At 73.2% G+C, this 20,060-nt stretch carries 22 protein-coding genes; 13 read left to right on the forward strand and 9 right to left on the reverse strand.

The genetic code is table 11. The annotated features are described in order from the left end of the window. The first annotated feature begins 4 nt into the window (after nucleotides 1-4). Both ACIBCJ_RS34260 and ACIBCJ_RS34265 read left to right on the forward strand, forming a co-directional pair. On the forward strand, nucleotides 5-751 hold the full coding sequence (locus tag ACIBCJ_RS34260) for a HipA family kinase (RefSeq protein ID WP_362106062.1): 747 nt from the start codon (nucleotides 5-7) through the stop codon (nucleotides 749-751). A 14-nt stretch (nucleotides 752-765) separates the two neighbouring features. Further along, nucleotides 766-1,149: a DUF3037 domain-containing protein gene (locus tag ACIBCJ_RS34265; protein WP_362106059.1), complete on the forward strand. Its 384-nt coding sequence runs from the start codon at nucleotides 766-768 to the stop codon at nucleotides 1,147-1,149. 159 nt (nucleotides 1,150-1,308) lie between these two features. Here ACIBCJ_RS34265 and ACIBCJ_RS34270 read toward each other — a convergent pair whose 3' ends face one another. Next, nucleotides 1,309-2,046, reverse strand: coding sequence for a hypothetical protein (locus ACIBCJ_RS34270; protein ID WP_365979664.1), 738 nt, complete (start codon nucleotides 2,044-2,046; stop codon nucleotides 1,309-1,311). Between the two features lie 266 nt (nucleotides 2,047-2,312). Between ACIBCJ_RS34270 and fabG the strand changes: the two genes are divergently transcribed. From fabG to ACIBCJ_RS34295, 5 genes are all read left to right on the forward strand, one after another. After that, a complete protein-coding gene (gene fabG / locus ACIBCJ_RS34275; RefSeq protein WP_133887004.1) occupies nucleotides 2,313-3,074 on the forward strand; it encodes a 3-oxoacyl-ACP reductase FabG in 762 nt (253 codons plus the stop codon). Between the two features lie 36 nt (nucleotides 3,075-3,110). Beyond that, nucleotides 3,111-3,872 carry an SDR family oxidoreductase gene (locus tag ACIBCJ_RS34280; protein WP_362106052.1) on the forward strand — a complete coding sequence of 254 codons (762 nt, stop codon included), beginning with the start codon at nucleotides 3,111-3,113 and terminating at the stop codon, nucleotides 3,870-3,872. A gap of 210 nt (nucleotides 3,873-4,082) precedes the next feature. Then, the gene (locus ACIBCJ_RS34285; RefSeq protein WP_362106049.1) at nucleotides 4,083-5,669 is read left to right on the forward strand and encodes an ABC transporter substrate-binding protein; all 1,587 of its coding nucleotides are present in this window, start codon (nucleotides 4,083-4,085) and stop codon (nucleotides 5,667-5,669) included. Between the two features lie 136 nt (nucleotides 5,670-5,805). Further along, a complete protein-coding gene (ung, locus tag ACIBCJ_RS34290) occupies nucleotides 5,806-6,489 on the forward strand; it encodes a uracil-DNA glycosylase (RefSeq protein WP_362509640.1) in 684 nt (227 codons plus the stop codon). Between the two features lie 123 nt (nucleotides 6,490-6,612). Beyond that, on the forward strand, nucleotides 6,613-7,143 hold the full coding sequence (locus ACIBCJ_RS34295) for a hypothetical protein (protein ID WP_365979665.1): 531 nt from the start codon (nucleotides 6,613-6,615) through the stop codon (nucleotides 7,141-7,143). 32 nt (nucleotides 7,144-7,175) lie between these two features. On the opposite strand, the gene ACIBCJ_RS34300 is transcribed toward ACIBCJ_RS34295, so the two are convergent. From ACIBCJ_RS34300 to ACIBCJ_RS34310, 3 genes are all read right to left on the reverse strand, one after another. Next, a complete protein-coding gene (locus tag ACIBCJ_RS34300; protein WP_365979666.1) occupies nucleotides 7,176-7,679 on the reverse strand; it encodes a hypothetical protein in 504 nt (167 codons plus the stop codon). A gap of 112 nt (nucleotides 7,680-7,791) precedes the next feature. After that, nucleotides 7,792-8,304, reverse strand: coding sequence for a DinB family protein (locus tag ACIBCJ_RS34305; protein WP_365979667.1), 513 nt, complete (start codon nucleotides 8,302-8,304; stop codon nucleotides 7,792-7,794). Nucleotides 8,305-8,346: 42 nt separating this feature from the next. Further along, on the reverse strand, nucleotides 8,347-8,979 hold the full coding sequence (locus ACIBCJ_RS34310; RefSeq protein WP_362106034.1) for a TetR/AcrR family transcriptional regulator: 633 nt from the start codon (nucleotides 8,977-8,979) through the stop codon (nucleotides 8,347-8,349). A gap of 90 nt (nucleotides 8,980-9,069) precedes the next feature. Between ACIBCJ_RS34310 and ACIBCJ_RS34315 the strand changes: the two genes are divergently transcribed. Beyond that, nucleotides 9,070-10,251: an FAD-dependent monooxygenase gene (locus ACIBCJ_RS34315; RefSeq protein ID WP_365979668.1), complete on the forward strand. Its 1,182-nt coding sequence runs from the start codon at nucleotides 9,070-9,072 to the stop codon at nucleotides 10,249-10,251. Between the two features lie 13 nt (nucleotides 10,252-10,264). Beyond that, complete coding sequence (locus ACIBCJ_RS34320) at nucleotides 10,265-11,173, forward strand: Gfo/Idh/MocA family oxidoreductase (protein WP_365979669.1); 909 nt, start codon at nucleotides 10,265-10,267, stop codon at nucleotides 11,171-11,173. Here the strand turns inward: ACIBCJ_RS34320 and lnt are convergent. Continuing rightward, complete coding sequence (gene lnt / locus ACIBCJ_RS34325; RefSeq protein WP_365979670.1) at nucleotides 11,094-12,671, reverse strand: apolipoprotein N-acyltransferase; 1,578 nt, start codon at nucleotides 12,669-12,671, stop codon at nucleotides 11,094-11,096. The two genes, ACIBCJ_RS34320 and lnt, sit on opposite strands and share 80 nt — an antisense overlap. Nucleotides 12,672-12,805: 134 nt before the next feature. Here lnt and ACIBCJ_RS34330 point away from each other — a divergent pair, with 134 nt between their 5' ends. Continuing rightward, the gene (locus ACIBCJ_RS34330) at nucleotides 12,806-13,546 is read left to right on the forward strand and encodes an SDR family oxidoreductase (protein ID WP_362106022.1); all 741 of its coding nucleotides are present in this window, start codon (nucleotides 12,806-12,808) and stop codon (nucleotides 13,544-13,546) included. Between the two features lie 255 nt (nucleotides 13,547-13,801). Here the strand turns inward: ACIBCJ_RS34330 and ACIBCJ_RS34335 are convergent, their stop codons facing one another. From ACIBCJ_RS34335 to ACIBCJ_RS34345, 3 genes are all read right to left on the reverse strand, one after another. Then, nucleotides 13,802-13,981 carry a hypothetical protein gene (locus ACIBCJ_RS34335; protein ID WP_133886992.1) on the reverse strand — a complete coding sequence of 60 codons (180 nt, stop codon included), beginning with the start codon at nucleotides 13,979-13,981 and terminating at the stop codon, nucleotides 13,802-13,804. A 61-nt stretch (nucleotides 13,982-14,042) separates the two neighbouring features. Continuing rightward, on the reverse strand, nucleotides 14,043-14,918 hold the full coding sequence (locus ACIBCJ_RS34340) for an undecaprenyl-diphosphate phosphatase (protein WP_362106018.1): 876 nt from the start codon (nucleotides 14,916-14,918) through the stop codon (nucleotides 14,043-14,045). A 175-nt stretch (nucleotides 14,919-15,093) separates the two neighbouring features. Beyond that, nucleotides 15,094-15,870 carry a TVP38/TMEM64 family protein gene (locus ACIBCJ_RS34345; protein ID WP_365979671.1) on the reverse strand — a complete coding sequence of 259 codons (777 nt, stop codon included), beginning with the start codon at nucleotides 15,868-15,870 and terminating at the stop codon, nucleotides 15,094-15,096. A 49-nt stretch (nucleotides 15,871-15,919) separates the two neighbouring features. Between ACIBCJ_RS34345 and ACIBCJ_RS34350 the strand changes: the two genes are divergently transcribed. The 3 genes from ACIBCJ_RS34350 (at nucleotide 15,920) to ACIBCJ_RS34360 (ending at nucleotide 18,964) form a co-directional block, all read left to right on the forward strand. Then, entirely contained in the window at nucleotides 15,920-16,642 is a 723-nt protein-coding gene (locus tag ACIBCJ_RS34350) for a DNA alkylation repair protein (protein ID WP_362106012.1), read from the forward strand. Nucleotides 16,643-16,917: 275 nt separating this feature from the next. Further along, nucleotides 16,918-18,087, forward strand: coding sequence for an elongation factor Tu (gene tuf, locus ACIBCJ_RS34355; RefSeq protein ID WP_365979672.1), 1,170 nt, complete (start codon nucleotides 16,918-16,920; stop codon nucleotides 18,085-18,087). Nucleotides 18,088-18,118: 31 nt separating this feature from the next. Beyond that, complete coding sequence (locus tag ACIBCJ_RS34360) at nucleotides 18,119-18,964, forward strand: fused MFS/spermidine synthase (protein WP_365979673.1); 846 nt, start codon at nucleotides 18,119-18,121, stop codon at nucleotides 18,962-18,964. 30 nt (nucleotides 18,965-18,994) lie between these two features. Here ACIBCJ_RS34360 and ACIBCJ_RS34365 read toward each other — a convergent pair whose 3' ends face one another. Then, a complete protein-coding gene (locus ACIBCJ_RS34365) occupies nucleotides 18,995-20,026 on the reverse strand; it encodes a hypothetical protein (RefSeq protein ID WP_362106004.1) in 1,032 nt (343 codons plus the stop codon). Between the last annotated feature and the right edge of the window lie 34 nt (nucleotides 20,027-20,060).

A 20,060-nucleotide genomic window follows, 5' to 3' on the forward strand; every position in this document is an offset into this window, starting at 1 on the left:
ACAAGTGTTGAGCAAGGTCCTGGCGACCCGTTACATCACGCCCCTGCGCGAGGGCGGCTCGCTCCCGGGTCTCGTCGAGGCCGACGACCTCGGCACCTACGTCCTGAAGTTCACCGGCGCGGGACAGGGCCGCAAGACGCTCGTGGCCGAGGTGGTCTGCGGCGAACTCGCCCGCAGGCTGGGCTTCCGGGTACCGCGGCTGGTGACGGTCGACCTCGATCCGGTGCTCGGGCTCGGCGAACCCGACCCGCAGGTGCAGGAACTGCTCAAGTCCAGCGGCGGCACCAACCTCGGCATGGGCTTCCTCTCCGGAGCGCTCGGGTTCGACCCGCTCGCCTTCGAGGTGAGCGCCGAGGAGGCCGGACGCATCGTCTGGTTCGACGCGTTGGTCAACAACGTCGACCGCTCGTGGCGCAATCCCAACCTGCTGCGGCTGCACGGCGAGACGTGGCTCATCGACCACGGCGCGACCATGATCTGGCATCACAACTGGCCCGGCGCCGAGGCCTCCGCCGCCCGCCCCTACGACGCCGCCGACCACGCCCTGGCCCGGTTCGCGCCGGACGTCCGGTCGGCCGCCGCCGCGCTCGCGCCGCTGGTCACCGAGGAACTCCTCACCGAGGTCACCGCCGAGATCCCCGACGTCTGGCTGCGGGACGAACCCGGCTTCGCCACCCCCGACGACCTCCGCCGTGCCTACGCGCGGCCCCTGCTCGCACGGGCCGCCACGATCCACGAACGCGTCAAGTGAGCCAAGGGGGAGCGGTGAGCGACCGCCACGTCTTCGAGTACGCGCTGCTGCGCGTCGTGCCGCGCGTCGAACGCGGGGAGTGCGTCAACGCCGGCGTCCTCGTCTACTGCCGTGCCAAGTCCTACGTCGGGGCCCGCACCCACCTCGACGAGAGCAGGCTGCTGGCCCTTGACCCGCACGTCGACCTGCCCGGAGTGCGGGCGGCGCTGCGTGCCGTGGAGGGCGTCTGCGCCGGAGGGGACGCGGCGGGCCAGGCGGCCGGGGACGACGCCGGCCGCCGGTTCCGCTGGCTGATCGCGCCCCGCTCGACGATCGTCCAGCCCGGCCCCGTCCACACCGGCCTCACGGCCGACCCGGCCGCCGAGACGGAGCGGCTGCTCGACCTGCTGGTGCGGTGAGGACGCGGGGACCGGACCGGGCGGCTGGGGGTGGCGTTCGGATCAGGCCGGCTCCGGGTGCGGGTTCCTCGTTGCCGGCCCGAGCGGGGTCAGCTGCGGGTGCCGGACCCGGCGAGCGCGGCCGGATCCGAACGACACCCCCTGGGCCCGTGCGGTGCCTCAGGCGCGTCGGCGGCGCCTGATCACCCAGCCCGCCGCGAGCGCGGCGCCGGTCACGAAGCTCAGGCCGATGCCGATGTCCCAGTCGCTGGGACCGGTGCCCGAGGCGCCGCCCAGGCCGCCCTGGGTGCCGAGCGTCGGCGCGACGGAGGGGGAGGTCACGGGTGCCGGCGCGGTGGTGGCCGGAGCGGGGGTGGTGACCGGGGCCGGCCTGGTGGTGGCGGAGATCGTCGGGAGCTGGTCCCCGCGCGGATGCGCGGCACCCCCGCCCATGCCGCCGTCTCCCTCCCGGATCTCCCGGATGCCGCCCTGGTCGAAGGGCCCCTGACCGGTGGAGTGCGACGTCCCGGGCCGGTTCTGATCGAGCCGGCCGTCCCCGGGACGGCCCGGAGCGAGTCCGCCTCCGTCGGGCAGGCCCTCGTCCGGCCGCCCGTCGCCGAGGCCGCTCCCGTCGAGCCGGCCGTCGTCGAGACCGCCCCCGTCGAGCCGGTCGTCGTCGAGACCGCCCCCGACCAGCGGAGCGTCTTCGGGCGGGGCGTCGAACAGCGCGTCCGGGCACAACGGGTCCGGGACGCCCGGATCCGCCTCCAGCCCGATCGGCACCGCTTCCTGGTAGGTGGAGCTCAGGCAGTCCGACTCCAGGTTCGAGTCGAGGGCCTGGGCGGGTGCGGGGTCGGCCAGCGGCACGATCGCGGCGATCGCGACGGCTATGCCTGCTGCACCGGTACGACGGCGCATGGACGCCTCCTTTCCGGCCACGAGTGGCTCGCGCTTCGACGCTAGGGGCCCGGCGGCCCGGCGGCCCGCAGCGCTGGGCCGATCGGGCGACCGGTGCGGGGCGGCGCGCCGGGACGGCCAGGTAATGGATCACACCGGCCCGGTGTCCCGTTGACACCGCGTGCCAGGGCTTCTAGCGTCACGTCTGCGGAAGGTACTAAGCGGTCGCTCACCCCAGGGCGCACGCTCCGCACGGGCCGCATCCCCAGGACGAGGAGAAGCAGCGAATGTCCACCACTGAGCAGCGGGTCGCCGTAGTCACCGGAGCCGCGCGCGGCATCGGCGCCGCCACCGCCGTACGACTGGCCGCCGAGGGCCGTGCCGTCGCCGTCATCGACCTCGACGAGGCCGCCTGCAAGGACACCGTGGAGAAGATCACCGCGGCCGGCGGCACGGCGCTCGCGGTCGGCTGCGACGTCTCCGACGAGGCCCAGGTCGAGGCGGCCGTCGCGCGGATCGCCGAGGAACTGGGCGCGCCGACGATCCTCGTCAACAACGCGGGCGTGCTCCGCGACAACCTGCTGTTCAAGATGAGCGTCTCCGACTGGGACACCGTCATGAACGTGCACCTGCGCGGTGCCTTCCTGATGTCGAAGGCCTGCCAGAAGCACATGGTCGACGCCAAGTTCGGGCGCATCGTCAACCTGTCCTCCTCCTCCGCCCTCGGCAACCGCGGCCAGGTCAACTACTCGGCCGCCAAGGCCGGTCTTCAGGGCTTCACCAAGACCCTCGCCAAGGAACTCGGCAAGTTCGGCGTCACCGCCAACGCCGTGGCCCCCGGCTTCATCGCCACCGAGATGACCAAGGCGACCGCCGACCGCGTCGGCATGGGCTTCGACGACTTCAAGGCCGCCGCCGCCACCCAGATCCCCGTCGCCCGGGTCGGCGAGCCCGAGGACATCGCCAACGCCATCGCCTTCTTCACCGGCGAGGCCGCCGGCTTCGTCTCCGGCCAGGTGCTGTACGTGGCCGGCGGGCCGCTCGACTAGGGAACACGGAGACCAGGAACGGTGGGGAACACTGACATGACTGAACTGCCCGCACTCTCCGGCAAGGTCGCGCTGGTCACGGGCGCCAGCCGCGGCATCGGCTACGGCGTCGCCGAGGCCCTGGTCGCCCGCGGCGACCGGGTCTGCATCACCGGCCGCAACGAGGACGCCCTGAAGGAAGCCGTCGAGAAGCTCGGCTCCGACCGGGTCATCGGCGTCGCCGGCAAGGCGCACGACGAGGCCCACCAGGCCGTCGCCGTCGAGCGCGTGATGGAGGCCTTCGGACGCGTCGACTTCCTGGTCAACAACGCCGGCACCAACCCTGTGTTCGGGCCGATCGCCGACCTCGACCTGAACGTCGCGCGCAAGGTCTTCGAGACCAACGTGATCTCCGCGCTCGGCTTCGCCCAGCGCACCTGGCACGCCTGGCAGAAGGACAACGGCGGCGCGATCGTCAACATCGCCTCCGTCGCGGGCCTCTCGCCCTCGCCCTTCATCGCCGCGTACGGCGTCAGCAAGGCCGCGCTGATCAACCTGACCGCGCAGCTGGCGCACGAGTTCGCGCCGAAGGTGCGGGTCAACGCGATCGCCCCGGCGGTCGTGAAGACCAAGTTCGCCGCCGCCCTGTACGAGGGACGCGAGGAGGAGGCCGCCTCGGGCTACCCACTGGGCCGGCTCGGCGTGCCCTCCGACATCGGCGGCGCCGCGGCCTTCCTCACCTCGGAGCAGTCCGCCTGGGTGACGGGCCAGACGCTCGTCGTGGACGGCGGCATCTTCCTCAACGCCGGCGTGGCCTGATCTCGCCCACGGGGAACCCCTCGGATCGATACGCGGACACGGGCGCCGTCCACCCGGACGGCGCCCGTGTCCGCGTATCGGAGCACGGCGCCCGATGACAACGTAGTCATCGCCAAATGATCAAAACCCCTGTTCAGAAGGGGGTTCAGGGGGCGTGGCGCTGCGGTATGGTCTGCCGACCCTTGGTACGGCGGATCGAGGAGCGTGCGCGTGTTCAACCGGAAGCGGGGCCTGCGGCGGGTCGCGGCCATCGTGTCCATATCGTCCTTGGTCACCGGATGCGGCATCCTGTCGTCCGACAGTTCGGAGGACGAGGAGCCCATCGTCGTCGGGACGACCAGCGCCCCCAGCACCCTGGACCCGGCCGCTTCGTGGGACGGTTCCTGGGAGCTGTTCCGGAACATCTACCAGACGCTGCTCAGCTACCCCAGCGGTGCCACCGCGCCCCAGCCCGACGCCGCCGAGCAGTGCTCGTTCACCGACACGGCGAACCAGGTCTACCGCTGCGAGCTGCGCGAGGGCCTGACCTTCTCCAACGGCGACCCGCTCGACGCCCAGGCCGTCAAGTTCTCGATCGACCGGATCAAGGACATCAACGTCAACGGCGGTCCGGCCGGCCTGCTCGGCAGCCTCGAACGGGTCCAGGCGCCGAGCGAGCGCGAGGTGGTCTTCCACCTCAACAAGCCGGACGCCACCTTCCCGTTCGTGCTCGCCACGCCCGCCATGTCGATCGTCGACCCCGGTGACTACCCCGCGGACGCCCTGCGCGAGGGCAGCGGCATCGTGGGCTCCGGCCCGTACACCCTCCAGTCGTACGAGGACGGCGAGCGGGCCGAGCTGCTGCGCAACGACCGCTACGAGGGCTTCGCCGAACGGCACAACAAGGCGGTGACGATCCGCTACTTCAAGGACTCCGCCGGCATGGTGAAGGCGCTGCGCGACGGCGACATCCAGGTCACCTACCGCGGTCTCGCCGCCGACGACGTCATCACCCTCCAGGGCAAGGAGGGCAAGGAGGAGAACCTCCAACTGGTCGAGGGCAGCGGTACGGAGATCAGCTACCTGGTCTTCAACCCCGAGGACCCGTGGGCGGGGCGCAAGGAGGTGCGCCAGGCCGTCGCCCAGGTGGTCGACCGGGCGGTGATCGCGCACAAGGTCTACCAGGACACCGTCGACCCGCTGTACTCGATGGTCCCCAAGGGCCTCACCGGCCACACCACCGGCTTCTTCGACGACTACGGCGACCCCAGCGTCCCCAAGGCCCGCGAGATGCTCAAGGACGCCGGCATCACCGAGCCGGTCCCGCTCACCCTCTGGTACACCACCGACCGCTACGGCTCCGAGACGGCGTCGGAGTTCAAGGAGATCAAGCGGCAGCTCGAAGCCTCCGGCCTGTTCGAGGTGACCCTCGAGAGCCGCCCGTGGAAGACGTACGTCGCCGGGTACCAGAAGGGCGAGTACCCGGTGTTCGGGCGCGGCTGGTCCCCGGACTTCCCGGACGGGGAGAACTTCATCGCCCCCTTCGTCGGCGAGCAGAACGCGCTCGGGACGCCCTACCTCACACCGGAGATCACCGGCGAGCTGCTGCCGCGCTCACGCCGGGAGAGCGACCGCGCCAACGTGGAGAAGGAGTTCGAGCGGGCCCAGCAGATCATGGTGGACGACGCGCGGCTGCTGCCGCTGTGGCAGGGCAAGCAGTACCTCGCCGCCAGCACGGACATCTCCGGCGCCGAGCAGGCCCTGGACCCGTCCACGATCATGATGATGTGGCAGCTCCACCGGAAGACGAGCTGGTAGACGAGCTGGTGGACGAGCTGGTGGACGAGCTGGTGGACGATCCGTCGGAGGGACCGACAGGCGGCGTCACCGTTGTCAGTGGTCGGCGGTAGGTTTCTGAGCACCGGAAGCGACCGCACAGCGTAAGGAAGTTGACGTGACCGACATCGCCATCCTGCCCGAGTCCTGGCGCGAGGTACTGGGCGGCGAGCTGCAGCAGCCCTACTTCAAGGAGCTGATGGAGTTCGTCGAGGAGGAGCGGGCGAGCGGCCCCGTCTACCCGCCGCGCGACGAGGTCTTCGCCGCGCTGGACGCCACGCCCTTCGACCGGGTGAAGGTGCTGGTCCTCGGCCAGGACCCGTACCACGGCGAGGGCCAGGGGCACGGGCTGTGCTTCTCCGTCCGGCCCGGCGTGAAGGTGCCGCCGTCCCTGCGGAACATCTACAAGGAGATGCACGCGGAGCTGGGCACCCCGATTCCGGACAACGGCTATCTGATGCCGTGGGCCGAGCAGGGCGTCCTGCTGCTGAACGCGGTGCTCACGGTCCGGGCCGGCGAGGCGAACTCGCACAAGTCCCGCGGCTGGGAGCTGTTCACCGACGCGGTGATCCGCGCGGTCGCCGAGCGGACCGACCCGGCGGTGTTCGTGCTGTGGGGGAACTACGCGCAGAAGAAGCTGCCGCTGATCGACGAGACGCGGCACGTCGTGGTCAAGGGCGCCCATCCCTCACCGCTGTCGGCGAAGAAGTTCTTCGGGTCCCGCCCCTTCACGCAGATCAACGAGGCGGTCGCGGCGCAGGGCCACGAGCCGATCGACTGGACCGTCCCGAACCTGGGCTGACCCGGGTCCTCCGGGCCGGTCCGCCGGCGTCCGGCCCCCGCGCTCCCCGGTGCCGCCTGACCGGGAAAGCGGGTGCGTGCGGTTAGCGTCGTCGGGACAGCCGACGAGGGCACGGAGGACGCGGTGGCGAAGGGACAGGAGCAGGCGGCGCCGGACGCCGTGCTGACGCGGATCGGCCAGGTCGCCATGCTGCACCACGCGGGCGACCGCGAGGAGGCCCGGCGCCGCTTCCTCGGGCTGTGGGCGGAGATCGGCGAGGGCGGCGACCCACTGCACCGCTGCACGCTGGCCCACTACCTCGCCGCCGCCCAGGACGACCCGCGGGAGCAACTGGCCTGGGGCCTGAGGGCGTTGTCGGCCGCCGAGGAGCTGACCGAGGACCGCCTCGCCGACCGGCACGAGGGCACGCCCGCCGCCCGCGCCCTCTCCCCCTCGCTCCACCTGCACGTGGCCGCCGACTACGACCGGCTCGGTCACCGCGAGGCGGCCCGTCTGCACCTGCGGCGCGCCCGCGCAGCGGCCGAGTCCCTCGCCCCCGGCCGCTACGGAGAGGGCGTACGCGCCTCGATCGACCGGCTGGAGCTGCGCCTGGCAGACCCCGGGCGGCCCGACGGCTCCGAGGGACGGGGCCGCCCCCCGCGGCAGCGGCCGTGACGCCGCCCGGCCCCCGTCGGCGCGGACCGGCCTCAGTGTCCGTACGCCTGCTCGCAGATGCGGGACTCGGGGCTGCCCGGGCGCCAACCGCCGTACTGCTTGCCGAGGGAGCACACGTCGGCCTTCCCGCCGCTGCCGGCGCCGGAGGTGCCGGGCAGGTCGGGCACCCGGGGCCGGGGCCGGGCCGTGTCGGGGGCACGGGTGTGCTCGGGCGGCGCCGGGCGGACGGGCCGCCGGCCGGGAGCACGGGCCGCGGGCGGGTCGTGCGGCGCGGTCGAGGCGGTCGGCGGCTTCGAGCGGCGGGGTGCGCCGGCGGCTCGCTCCGCGGTGGGGGAGGGGCCGATCATCTCCAGCGCCTCCCGGGCCGGGGCCTGGACGACCCGCGGCTCGGCCGGGCCCTCGGGGCGAGGCGCGGACGAGCGGGCGCCGGCCCCGGAGGGGGTGTGCACGGCCGGGCCGCCGACCGTCGTACAGCCGGTCAGGGCCGAGACGGTCACGGTCAGCAGGAGCGTTGCGGTGGTCGTCGTTCGATGCACCCGCGCCACTCTGCTGCCTCCGGCACCGCAACCGGAGCCGGACAAGCGGAGGTTGCCCCGCACGGGTGATCTCCGGCCCCGTACGGAGGTCCGGCGGCGACGGGAGGTGACGTCAGGCGCCCGTGGCTCCGTCCAGGCGCTCACGGATCAGGTCCGCGTGCCCGTTGTGACGCGCGTACTCCTCGATCATGTGGGTGTGGATCCAGCGCAGGGTCGAGCGCTCGCCGGTACGCAGGTGCCTGCCCCGGGACGTCTCGCCCAGCGGGACGCCGGACGCGTTGCGGCGGGCCGCCTCGATCTCCGCCTGCCAGGTGGCGTGGGCCTCGGCGAAGGTGTCCGCCTCGGTGAACCGGAACTCCCCCTCCGGTTCCCCGTCGGAGGAGTAGATCAGGCCCGCGTCCTCGGCCGCCAGCACCCTGCGGTACCAGCTGCGCTCCACCTCCGCCATGTGCCGGACGAGTCCCATCAGGGTCAACGTCGACGGCGCCACGGACGCCGTCCTCAACTGCTCGTCGGTGAGTCCCTCGCACTTCTGGGCGAGGGTCTGCCGGTGGTACTCGAGCCAGCCCTCCAGCATGGCGCGTTCGTCGGCGTCGACGGGGGGTTCGCGGCGTTCGGTCGTCATGGTGGCATCCTCGCCCGTACCGGCCGGTCCCACCAGGGGATTTCAGCCCTCCGGCAGGTCGTGGGGCGGGCCGCCCAGCATGCCGTCCAGAAGCTCCCGCAGCCCGGACCGCACGTCCTGGAGGCTCGGCACCTCGGCGTGGAAGGTCCCGGCCACGCAGCTGAACATCAGCCCGTCCGCCCAGGCGACCAGCGAGAGCACGTGCCGGGCCGGGTCCGTCGAGCCCATCGCCGTGACGAGAGCGCCCAGTTGCTCCCGGAAGCGGGCACCCGCCGCGTCGAAGTGCGCCCGCAGCTCCGGGCGGCGGGTGGCCTCCAGGGCCAGTTCGTACCGGGCCAGCGTCAGCGCGCGGTTGCGGGTCAGGGCCCGGTGGGTCGCCAGTGCCAGCGCGTCGGCCAGCGCGTCGAGACCGGCCCGCGGGTCCGGCATCTCGTGCAGCGCGAGCACCCTGGCCTCCCGGTCGGCCAGCCGCCGCACCGCCCGCTCCAGCAGCGCCTGCCGGGTCCGGGCCACATTGGACGTGGAGCCCTGCGGGAGCCCGGCCGCCTCGTCGACCGCCCGGTGGGTGAGCCCGCGCATCCCGCGCTCGGCCAGCAGCGTCAGCGCGGCGTCGGCGACCCGGTCGGCGCGAGAGGCGCCGGACGACGACCCGGAGGGTGCGGCAGGAGAGGACATGGGACTCAATCTACCCGGCTCACTACGGCTGTAGTACAGTCGGCGGTGAGCCCTACTACAGCTGTAGTGAGCCGAGCGTGGAGGAGAGCCATGACACGGACGAGGACGGCCGTCGTGATAGGCGGCGGCATCGGCGGACTCACCGCGGCGGCCGCCCTGCACCTGAGCGGCCTGCGGGTCACTGTCCTGGAGCGCGCCCCCTCGCTCCGGCCGGTCGGCGCGGCCATCTCGCTGTCGCCCAACGCCCTGCGCGCCCTGGACGTGATCGGCCTCGGCGATGAGATCCGCGACCTCGCCGCCTGGCAGGGCGACGGGGGACTGCGCACCCCCGGCGGGCGGTGGCTCTCCCGGTCCAGTGCCGAAGCCGCCGAAGCACGCTTCGGCGGCCCGCTGGTACTGCTCCACCGGTCCACCCTCGTCGAGCGCCTCGCCGCGCTGCTGCCGCCGGAGGCGGTCCGCACCGCCGCCGACGCCGTCCTGGCCGACCCCGGCGACCGCGACCGGCCGGCCAGGGTCCGCCTCCCGGACGGCGAACTGGAGGCCGACCTGGTCGTCGGGGCCGACGGCATCCGCTCCGCCGTGCGCCGCACGCTGTTCCCGCGCCACCCCGGCACCGTCTACTCCGGCTTCACCACCTGGCGGGTCGTGATCCCCGTCCCCGGCGTCGAGTTCGCCTCCCACGAGACCTGGGGCCCCGGCCGCCTCTGGGGCACGCATCCGCTCAAGGACGGCCGGGTCTACGCCTACGCCGCCGCCGTCACCCCGGCCGGCGGACACGCGTTGGACGAGAGGGCCGAACTGCTGCACCGCTACGGCGACTGGCACGACCCGATCCCCGCGGTCCTCGCCGCCGCCCGCCCCGAGGACGTCCTGCGCCACGACGTGCACCACATCGCCGAGCCGCCGCCCTCCTACCACCTGGGCAGGGCCGCCCTGCTCGGGGACGCCGCGCACGCCATGCCGCCGACCCTCGGCCAGGGCGGCAACCAGGCCATCGAGGACGCGGTGGTGCTGGCCCACCACAGCCAGGACCTCGCCGCCTACACGGCCGCCCGGCTGCCCCGCACGACCGCCGTCGCCCGCCAGGCCGTCAGGACGGCCCGCCTCAACATGATGGGCAGCCGCACGGCCGTCGCCGTCCGCGACGCCGCCCTCCTCGCCCTCTCCAAGGCCGGACCGGCGCTGTTCCTGCGCGGCTTCGACGGCATCGCCGACTGGCGGCCCCCGCAGCCCCCGTATGCTTCCCGGCGGACCCAGGTCGGCGAGCGTTAGAGGAGCACATCCCGTGAAGGTCGGCTGCATCGGACTCGGCGACATCGCGCAGAAGGCCTACCTGCCGGTGCTCGCCGCCCTCCCCGGGATCGAACTGCACCTGCAGACCCGCACCCCCGCCACCCTCACCCGGGTCGCGGACAAGCTGCGCGTCCCGGCGCGGCAGCGTCACGCCGACCTCGACGCGCTCCTCGCCCAGGGCCTCGACGCCGCCTTCGTGCACGCGCCGACGTCCGTCCACCCCGAGATCGTGACCCGGCTGCTGGAAGCCGGCGTGCCCACCTACGTCGACAAGCCCCTCGCCTACGAACTCGCCGACTCCGAGCGCCTGGTCGTCCTCGCCGAGGAGCGGCGCACCAGCCTCGCCGTCGGCTTCAACCGGCGTCACGCCCCGGGGTACGCGCAGTGCGCCGAGCACCCGCGCGAGCTGATCCTCATGCAGAAGAACCGCACCGGCCTGCCCGAGGACCCGCGCACGATGGTCCTCGACGACTTCATCCACGTCGTCGACACCCTGCGGTTCCTGGTGCCCGGACCGGTCGACGACGTGACGGTGCGCGCCCGCACGGAGGACGGTCTGCTCCACCACGTCGTGCTGCAGCTCGCCGGGGACGGCTTCACCGCGCTCGGCGTGATGAACCGGCTCAGCGGCTCGACGGAGGAGATCCTGGAGGTCTCCGGCCAGGACACCAAGCGCCAGGTGGTCAACCTCGCCGAGGTGATCGACCACAAGGGCCAACCGACCGTGCGGCGGCGCGGCGACTGGGTGCCCGTGGCCCGCCAGCGCGGCATCGAGCAGGCGGTGCTCGCCTTCCTCGACGCGGTGCGCTCCACCGAGGTGCTCAGCGCCCGGGACGCGCTGGAGACCCATGAGCTGTGCGAGCGGGTGGTCCGGGCCGTCGTGCCGCCCCGCTCCGCCTGAGCCGCACCGTCCGCACGCCCTCCGCGGCGCCCCAGACCCCCAGGGTCAGCAGCGCCGCGTAGACCGTCCAGTCTCCGTAGCGGACGTACGGCGTGGTGCCCCGGGCCAGCGGGATCTCGTAGACCCGGGAGGCGCTCGCGCCGGTGCCGAGCCAGGAGCCGATCCGCTCGCCGTCCGCGCCGTAGACGGCGGAGACACCGGTCAGGGTCGCGTGCACCATGGGCCGGCCGGTCTCGGCGGCGCGCAGCGCGGCGAGCGAGGCGTGCTGCTCGGGCGCCCAGGTGTGCTGGAAGGTCGAGGTCGAGGACTGGGCGACCAGCACCTGGGCACCGTCGGAGACCAGACTGCGGCTCATGTCGGGGAACGCGCTCTCGAAGCAGACCATCGGCCCGATCCGCAGGCCGTCGCCGACCTCCATCACCACCTGCTCGGTGCCCCGCCTGCGGTCCTCGCCGGCCGCCTTGCCGACCGAGGTGGCCCAGCCGAGCATCGAGCGGAACGGCACGTACTCGCCGAAGGGGACGAGCCGCATCTTGTCGTACCGATCGCCGGTCGGGCCCGCGGCCCCGACGAGCACCGAACTCTTGTAGATGCCGGGTTTGTCGGAGCGCCGGGCGTCCACGTTGACCAGGATGTCCGCGCCCGTCTCCCGGGACAGGGCCGCGAGCCGCCGGGCGAAGTCCGGCCGGTCGTCGAGGTCGTAGCCGACACTGCTCTCGCCCCAGACGACCAGGTCGAGATCCCGGCCCGCCAGCCGCCGGGTCAGCTGCTCCTCGCGGTCGAACCGCCGGTCCGCGCTGTCCGCCCCGGCGACGATGCCCGGCTGCACCACGGCGATCGCGACCCGCTCGCCGGTGTCGGGGCGCGGTGACCAGACCCAGGCCGCCGAGGCGGCCGCGGCGGTGGCGACCAGCCCGGCCAGGGCCGGCACCCTCGCCCGCCGCACGGCCACGAGGACCGCGACGGCCACGTTGACGGCCACCACGAGGAAGCTGAGCAGCCACACCCCGCCCACCGAGGCGAGCCGCAGCGCCGGAGCGACCTGCCACTGGGAGGCGCCGAGCATGCCCCAGGGGCCGCCGAGTCCCTGCCAGGAACGGACCAGCTCCGCCAGCAGCCAGCCCGAGGGCAGCACCACCAGGGCCGCCGTGATCCGGCCGGCGGACGGCGCCCCGCCCAGCATCCGGCGCACCAGCCAGCCCCACGGGACCCACAGTGCGCCGAGCAGGGCGGCGATGACGAAGGTGAACACGTGCAGGTTCGGCAGCAGCCAGTGGTGCATGGCCAGCACGAACCCGAACCCGCCGCACCACCCGTCGTACGCCGCCCGCTTCCCGCGCGGGGCGGTACGGGCCAGCGAAATCCAGGGCACCAGCGCGAACCATGCCCACCACCACAGGGCCGGGCCCGGGAAGGCGAGCACGGGCAGGGCCCCGGCGAGCACGGCGAGGACCGAGCGCCGCCACGAGGAGGCGAGCCAATGGTCGAGCGTCTTCATGGGCGCCTCCCTACCCGGTGATCTGTCCAGTGTGCGTCCGCGACGACAGCGAATTCAGTTGATCACACCGGGGCCTGGGCAGCGCGCGACACTCCTCCTAAGATGATCGATGATCGATCAAAAGGGAGGTGCTCATGAAGCGACCCATCACGGTGGTCACCGGCGGCAGCCGGGGCATCGGCGCGGCGACCTGCCTGCGGCTCGCGGCGGAGGGACACGACGTCGCCGTGGGCTACGCGGCGGACGCTGCCGCCGCCGAGACGGTCGTCGCGGCGGTGCGCGAGGCGGGCGGGCGTGGCGTCGCCGTGCGCGCGGACACGTCCGTCGAGGCCGACGTCGAGCGACTCTTCGACACGGTGGAGGAGCGGCTCGGTCCGGTGACGGGGCTGGTGAACAACGCGGCCGTGACCGGTCCGCTGGGCCGGCTCGCCGACAGCGACACCGCGGACCTGCGCCGGGTCCTCGACGTCAACCTCCTGGGCGTGCTGCTGTGCTCCCGGCGGGCGGCGCGGCTGATGACACCGCGGCGGAGCGGCGTGATCGTGAACGTGTCGTCGGGCGCGGCGACGCTGGGCAGCCCGGGGGAGTACGTGCACTACGCGGCGAGCAAGGCGGGCGTCGACGCACTGACCCTGGGCCTGGCCAAGGAACTCGGTCCGGACGGCATCCGGGTCAACGCCGTCGCACCCGGCGTGATCGACACCGAGATGCACGCGGCGGCGGGCGACGCGGGCCGGGCGGCCCGGATGGGGGCTGCGGTGCCGATGGGACGTGCGGGCCGCGCGGAGGAGATCGCCGCGGCGATCGCCTGGCTGATGTCGTCCGACGCGTCGTACACGACGGGGACGGTGCTCCGGGTCGCGGGCGGGCGCTGACCCCTCCCGGGGTGATCTCCCGGAAGGCGGTGCGGCGGCGGGCTGAAACCAGGACCGTCACCCGCGCCGGCCGGGCGTCCTGTGACGGCGGGCCCCCGCGCCGGACCGGACGGCCCCGTGACGACGTGCCCTCGCGCTGAGCCGGGCCGCCGGTGGCGACGCGCCCCCGCGCCGGACCGCCTCCGTGCCGAGCAGGGCCCCGGCCCAGGCCGCCCTCCGGGGGGCCCGCGCTCGGGGCCGGGCCGCTCCCGTCGTTCAGGCCGCCTCGACGACCTCGCCGCGGATCGCCGTCGCCCACTCGACCACCAGCAGCTCGTACTCCACGCGCTCCTGCGCGGACAGGGAACCGCCCGCGCGCCGCCACAGCGCGCGGATCCGATCGTTCAGCTCCGCGGCGGACCGCACGGAACCAGGGGTCGTGTAATCGGGGGACATGCGGACAAGCCTAGGGGCAAGCACTGACACTGCGCTACCGGACCGCTACACAAACGGGCGGTCAGCCGGCGGACTCCGCGGCGTGCGGGCTGAGGACACCCGCCGCGACCAGGGCGATGATGGCGATCCCGAGCGCGATGCGGTACCAGACGAACGGCATGAAGCTCTTGGTGGAGATCCACTTCATGAACCAGGCGATGACCACGTACCCGGTGGCGAAGGCGATGACCGTCGCGAAGAGCGTCGGCCCCCAGGAGACGTGGTCGCTCTCCATGGCGTCCTTCAGCTCGAACACGCCGGACGCCAGCACCGCCGGGACCGCCAGCAGGAACGAGTACCGGGCGGCGGCCTCACGCCGGTAGCCCATGAAGAGACCGCCGCTGATGGTCGCGCCGGAGCGGGAGACGCCGGGGATGAGGGCCGCCGCCTGGCACAGACCGTAGATCAGGCCGTCCCGCACACCCAGGTCCTTCAGCTCCTTGCGCTGCTGAGGGGCGCGGTGCCGGCCGCCCCTCTCGTCCCGGGCGGCCATCCGGTCGGCGACGCCGATGACGACGCCGACGACGATCAGCATCGTGGCGGTGATCCGCAGGTCGCGGAAGGGGCCCTCGATCTGGTCCTTCAGCGTCAGGCCGAGCACGCCGATCGGGATGGAGCCGACGATCACCAGCCAGCCCATGCGCGCGTCGGGGTCGTGGCGCATCGCCTTGTCGGTGAGCGAGCGGGCCCACGCCGAGATGATCCGACCGATGTCCTTGCGGAAGTAGATGAGCACCGCGGCCTCGGTGCCGATCTGCGTGATCGCCGTGAAGGCCGCCCCCGGGTCGTGCCAGCCGGCGAACGCCGCGGTCAGCCGCAGGTGCGCGCTGGACGACACGGGCAGGAACTCGGTCAGCCCCTGGACGAGTCCAAGGACGAGGGATTCAAACCAAGACATGGAGTTACGTCAGTCCAAGGGGCGATCGAGAAACGGTCGGCGGACACGCCGAACCGTCGTGTGCGTGATCGGGACCTGGCGTGCCGAGGGGCAGCGTAGCGCCCCCGGATGAACCCCGGGTGACGGGGGGAGCGGCCCCCGGTCACCGCGGCCGTGGCCGCGGGACGACGTCCCGTCACTGCCCGCGCAGCCGGTGACGCTTGCGCCAGGCGACGACCGCCCCCGCGAGCCCGGGCAGGGCGATGCAGGCCAGCGCGATCAGGAAGGCGGGAGAGGTCGGCGTCGAGGCGCGGGCGCCCGCGACGACGTAGGCGGCGGTGTTGGGGATCGAACCGAGCGCCGTCGCCAGCAGGAAGGGCAGCAGACCCATGCGGGAGACGGCGGCGCAGTAGTTGGCGGCGGCGAACGGCACCCCGGGGAACAGCCGCGCCGCCAGCATCGAGCGGAAACCGTGCCGGCTCAGCTGCCCGTCCGCGGCCTTCAGCCACTTGCCGCGCAGCAGCGGACGCAGCGCCTCCTGGCCGAGGACCCGGCCGAGACAGAAGGCGATCCCGGCGCCGAGCACCGTCCCGGCCAGCGCGGAGGCCAGCCCCAGCTGCGAGCCGAACAGGGCACCGGCGGCCAGGTTGAGCAGCGGACGCGGCACGAAGGCGACCGTGCACAACCCGTACGCCACCGCGTACGCGACGGCCGCGGCGGCACCCCCCAGCTGGGGTGGCCAGCCGTCGGTCAGCAACTGCTGCGGCTGGAACAGCACCACCGTCGTCGCGGCCGAGGCCAGCAGGGCGACGAGCAGGGAGAGCCGCGACCACGGGGACAGCAGCACTCTCGTCACACGGGTGGTGGGGCCGGTCGGCGAGGCCGGTCCGGCGGTGGCGACGGCGAGTTCGGCGGCGGCGGTCCGGGGACTGACCGTGGCGGTGCCCCCAGAGCGGGTGGTGGCATCGAGCATCCGGCGACACTAACCGACACATGTGTGTGATCGCCGTATGCTGCGTCTCATGAGCGTCACAACCCGGCCGGTTCCGGACGCGCCGCACAGCGCTCTCGCCGACACGGTACTGCGGCGGCTCACCGCCGAGTACCCCGCCGCGGCCGATCCCGAGCGGGCCGTCGGGCAGCGGGCGTACATGCGGGACGTGGCTCCGTTCCTGGGCCTGACCTCCTCCGTTCGCCGCTCCCTGTCCCGTGCCGTCCTGTCCGGCGTGCCCCGCCCCGGCGAGCCGGACTGCGCCGCGGTCGCGCTGCGCTGCTGGCAGTTGCCCGAGCGCGAGTACCACTACTTCGCCGTCGACTACCTGCGCCGGTATGTGACGTACTGCTCGTCCGATTTTCTGCCGGTGGTGCGGTACCTGCTCACCACGGTGCCCTGGTGGGACACCGTCGACCTGCTCGCCGCGCACGTCGTCGGGGGCCTGGTCGCCGCCGACGGCGACCTCACGGCCGACATGGACGCCTGGATCGAGGACGCGGACCTCTGGCTGGTCCGCGCGGCGCTCCTGCACCAGCTGCGCTACAAGCAACGCACCGACACCGACCGCCTCTTCGGCTACTGCGCTCTCCAGTCGGGTCACGGCGACTTCTTCGTCCGCAAGGCCATCGGCTGGTGCCTGCGCGAGTACGCCAAGACCGACCCGGACGCCGTGCGCGCCTTCGTGGCGGGGCACCGGGACCGCCTCGCGCCGCTGTCCGTGCGGGAGGCGCTGCGGACCGTCGGCCCGTAGCGCGGAGCGGCCCGGACCCCGAACTCCCCTTCCGCGAAAACCATTCGACGTGCGGCGAGGCGTCGGCGATGATCGGCGTCATGTTCCGGTACGCCTTCCACCTCGCAGCATCCGCGGTCGCGGATGCCCCGAAGGCTGCCGTCGCCCACTTCACCGCCGCAGTCGACGGCGCCCGAAGCTGACCCTCCCCGGATCGTCCGGCGGACCCCGCAGGGGGAGGGTCGGCCGGCCCCAGGGGTCCCCGCCACACCGCCACGAGGCTTCGAGGTACCGCCATGTCCAAGACGGCGTACGTCCGCACCAAACCGCATCTGAACATCGGCACGATGGGCCATGTCGACCACGGCAAGACCACCCTGACCGCCGCCATCACCAAGGTCCTCGCCGAGCGTGGGACCGGCACGTTCGTGCCGTTCGACCGCATCGACCGCGCCCCGGAGGAGGCGGCGCGCGGCATCACCATCAACATCGCGCACGTCGAGTACGAGACCGACACCCGGCACTACGCGCACGTCGACATGCCCGGGCACGCCGACTACGTCAAGAACATGGTCACCGGCGCCGCGCAGCTGGACGGGGCGATCCTCGTCGTCTCGGCGCTGGACGGGATCATGCCGCAGACCGCCGAACACGTGCTGCTCGCCCGGCAGGTGGGCGTCGACCACATCGTGGTCGCGCTCAACAAGGCCGACGCGGGCGACGAGGAGCTGACCGACCTGGTCGAGCTGGAGGTACGGGAACTCCTCACCGCGCACGGCTACGGCGGCGACGCCGTGCCCGTCGTACGGGTCTCCGGGCTGAAGGCCCTGGCGGGCGACCCGAGGTGGACGGCGTCCGTCGAGGCGCTGCTCGACGCCGTGGACACCTACGTGCCCATGCCCGAGCGGTACCTGGACGCGCCGTTCCTGCTGCCGGTGGAGAACGTGCTCACCATCACCGGCCGCGGCACCGTCGTCACCGGCGCCGTCGAGCGCGGCACCGTGCGCGTCGGTGACCGGGTCGAGGTGCTCGGGGCGTCCGTCGAGACGGTCGTCACCGGTCTGGAGACCTTCGGCAAGCCGATGCAGGAGGCGCAGGCCGGGGACAACGTGGCGCTGCTGCTGCGCGGAGTCGCCCGCGACACCGTGCGCAGGGGACACGTGGTCGCCGTGCCCGGCAGCGTCGTGCCCGCCCGCCGCTTCACCGCACGGGTGTACGTGCTGTCGACGCGCGAGGGCGGCCGGTCGACGCCGCTCACCACCGGGTACCGGCCGCAGTTCTACCTGCGGACCGCGGACATCGTCGGTGACGTCGACCTCGGCGAGCCGGCCGTGGCGCGGCCCGGGGACACCGTCACCATGACGGTCGAGCTGGGGCGGGACGTGCCGCTGGAGACGGGACTCGGCTTCGCGATCCGCGAGGGCGGCCGCACCGTGGGGGCGGGGACCGTGACCGCGGTGGGGTGAACGCCCCGCCGGGCACCGGCACAATGGGCAGGTGAACGAAGCCATACCCGTCAGCCGCGTCACCGACCACGGCACGGCCAAGCTCATGCCCGACGTCGACCGGGAACGGGCCTGGCTGCTCACCGTGGACGGGGCGCCGCAGTCGTACGTCGACCTGGACGAGCCGGCGCACCTGGAGTTCGAGTACACGCGCCGGCTCGGCCACGTCCTGGATACGGTGGCCGAGCCGGGGCGCGCGCTGGACGTCCTGCACCTGGGCGGCGGCGCGCTGACCCTGCCCCGGTACGTGGCCGCGACCCGGCCCGGCTCGCGCCAGGACGTGGTGGAGGCCGACCGGGGGCTGCTCGGCCTGGTCGCCGAGCACCTGCCGCTGCCGCCGGGCGTGGGCGTCACCGCCCACGGCGACGACGCCCGCGCCTGGCTGGAACGCGCCCCCGCGGACTCGGCCGACGTACTGGTCGCCGACGTCTTCGGGGGCTCGCGGGTGCCCGCGCACCTGACCTCCACGGGCTACGTGCGCGAGGCCGCCCGGGTGCTGCGGCCCGACGGTGTCTACGTGGCGAACCTGGCGGACGGGGCGCCGTTCGCCTTCCTGCGCGGCCAACTGGCCGGATTCGCCCTGTACTTCGAGGAGCTGGCGCTGATCGCCGAACCGGGGGTGCTGCGCGGGCGCCGCTTCGGCAACGCGGTGCTCGTCGCCGCGCACCGGCCGCTGGACGTCGCGGCCCTGGCCCGGCGCACCGCCGCCGACGCCTTCCCGGCCAGGGTCGAGCACGGGCCCGCGCTGCGGGACTTCACCGGCGACGCCCGGCCGGTGCGCGACGAGGACGCCGTGCCGTCGCCGGAGCCGCCCGCCGGGGCGTTCGGCATCGGCTGAGCGGCGCGCGAGCCCCGCGGCGCGGGTGCGTTACGACTCGGTCGGCGGTTCCTCGGTGAGGCGTACGGTGCTGAGGATCTTCTGGATCGTCGCCTCCGGGATCTCCTCGTCGACGCCCTTGGCGCCGTAGAGGTTCCAGGTGACGAAATCGTCGGCACCGTTCTTGAACGCGAAGGTGATCGCCTTGCCCTCGGTGTCGCACTTGCCCTTCTGGGGCGTGCCCTCCGAGTGGGCGGTGATGACGCTGCCCTTGATGCCGGAGGCGGTCGTGTACGCCTTCGGCTTGCCGTACTTGACGCTCTTCTTGTCGGGCTCCGTGTAACCGCCGTAGATCCACCACGGCACCCGGGTCTCGGCCGCCATGTCGGTGTCCTTGGCACCGCTCTCGCCGCGGGTGCCGGCGGTGGCGAGGGCGGTGCTCTCCTTGCGGCCGTCCTTGTTCTCGTCGGTCGTGCACCATTCGGACTTGAGGTAGGCCGGGGCGGTGACGGTGGTGCGCTCGGTCTTGCCGTCCTCTTCCCACTCGAAGCCGACGCTGGTGTCGGTGCTGTCGATCTCCCAGTCCGCGGGCACGTCGAACATGGTGCCGAAGCGCGGGTTGGCGACGACCTTCCAGCCGTCGACGGTGGCCTTCGCGCCCTCACCGCCGCGCGGGTTGTCGTCGGAACCCGTCGCGGTCGGGTCGGCGGTGGGGGACTCGGACTTGCCCGTGGTCGGGCTCGCGGACGTCTTCTTGTCCTTGCCGTCGTCCGCCTGGTCGTCCTTGTCACCGCCGAGCACCAGGAACCCGGTGACACCGGCGGCCACCACCACGGCGAGGGACGCGACGATCGCGACCAGCTTCGTCCGGTTGCCCCCGCCGCCACCGCCACCGCCCGGCGCCGGCTGCGGCGCGGTGGGGGGCTGCGGCGTACTCCACTGCTGCTGCCCGTACGCGCCGGGCTGCTGCTGGTAGCCGGGCTGCTGGTACGGATTCGGCTGCTGGTACCCCGGCTGCTGGTAGGGGTTGTTCTGGTTCTGCGGGTTCTGCTCGCCCCCGGGCGGCTGCTGTCCTGGCCACATGAGCAGTCACCCTAATGCCGCCCAGGACACGATT

The organism is Streptomyces sp. NPDC051136 (genome assembly GCF_044455745.1).
Taxonomy (GTDB): Bacteria; Actinomycetota; Actinomycetes; order Streptomycetales; family Streptomycetaceae; genus Streptomyces.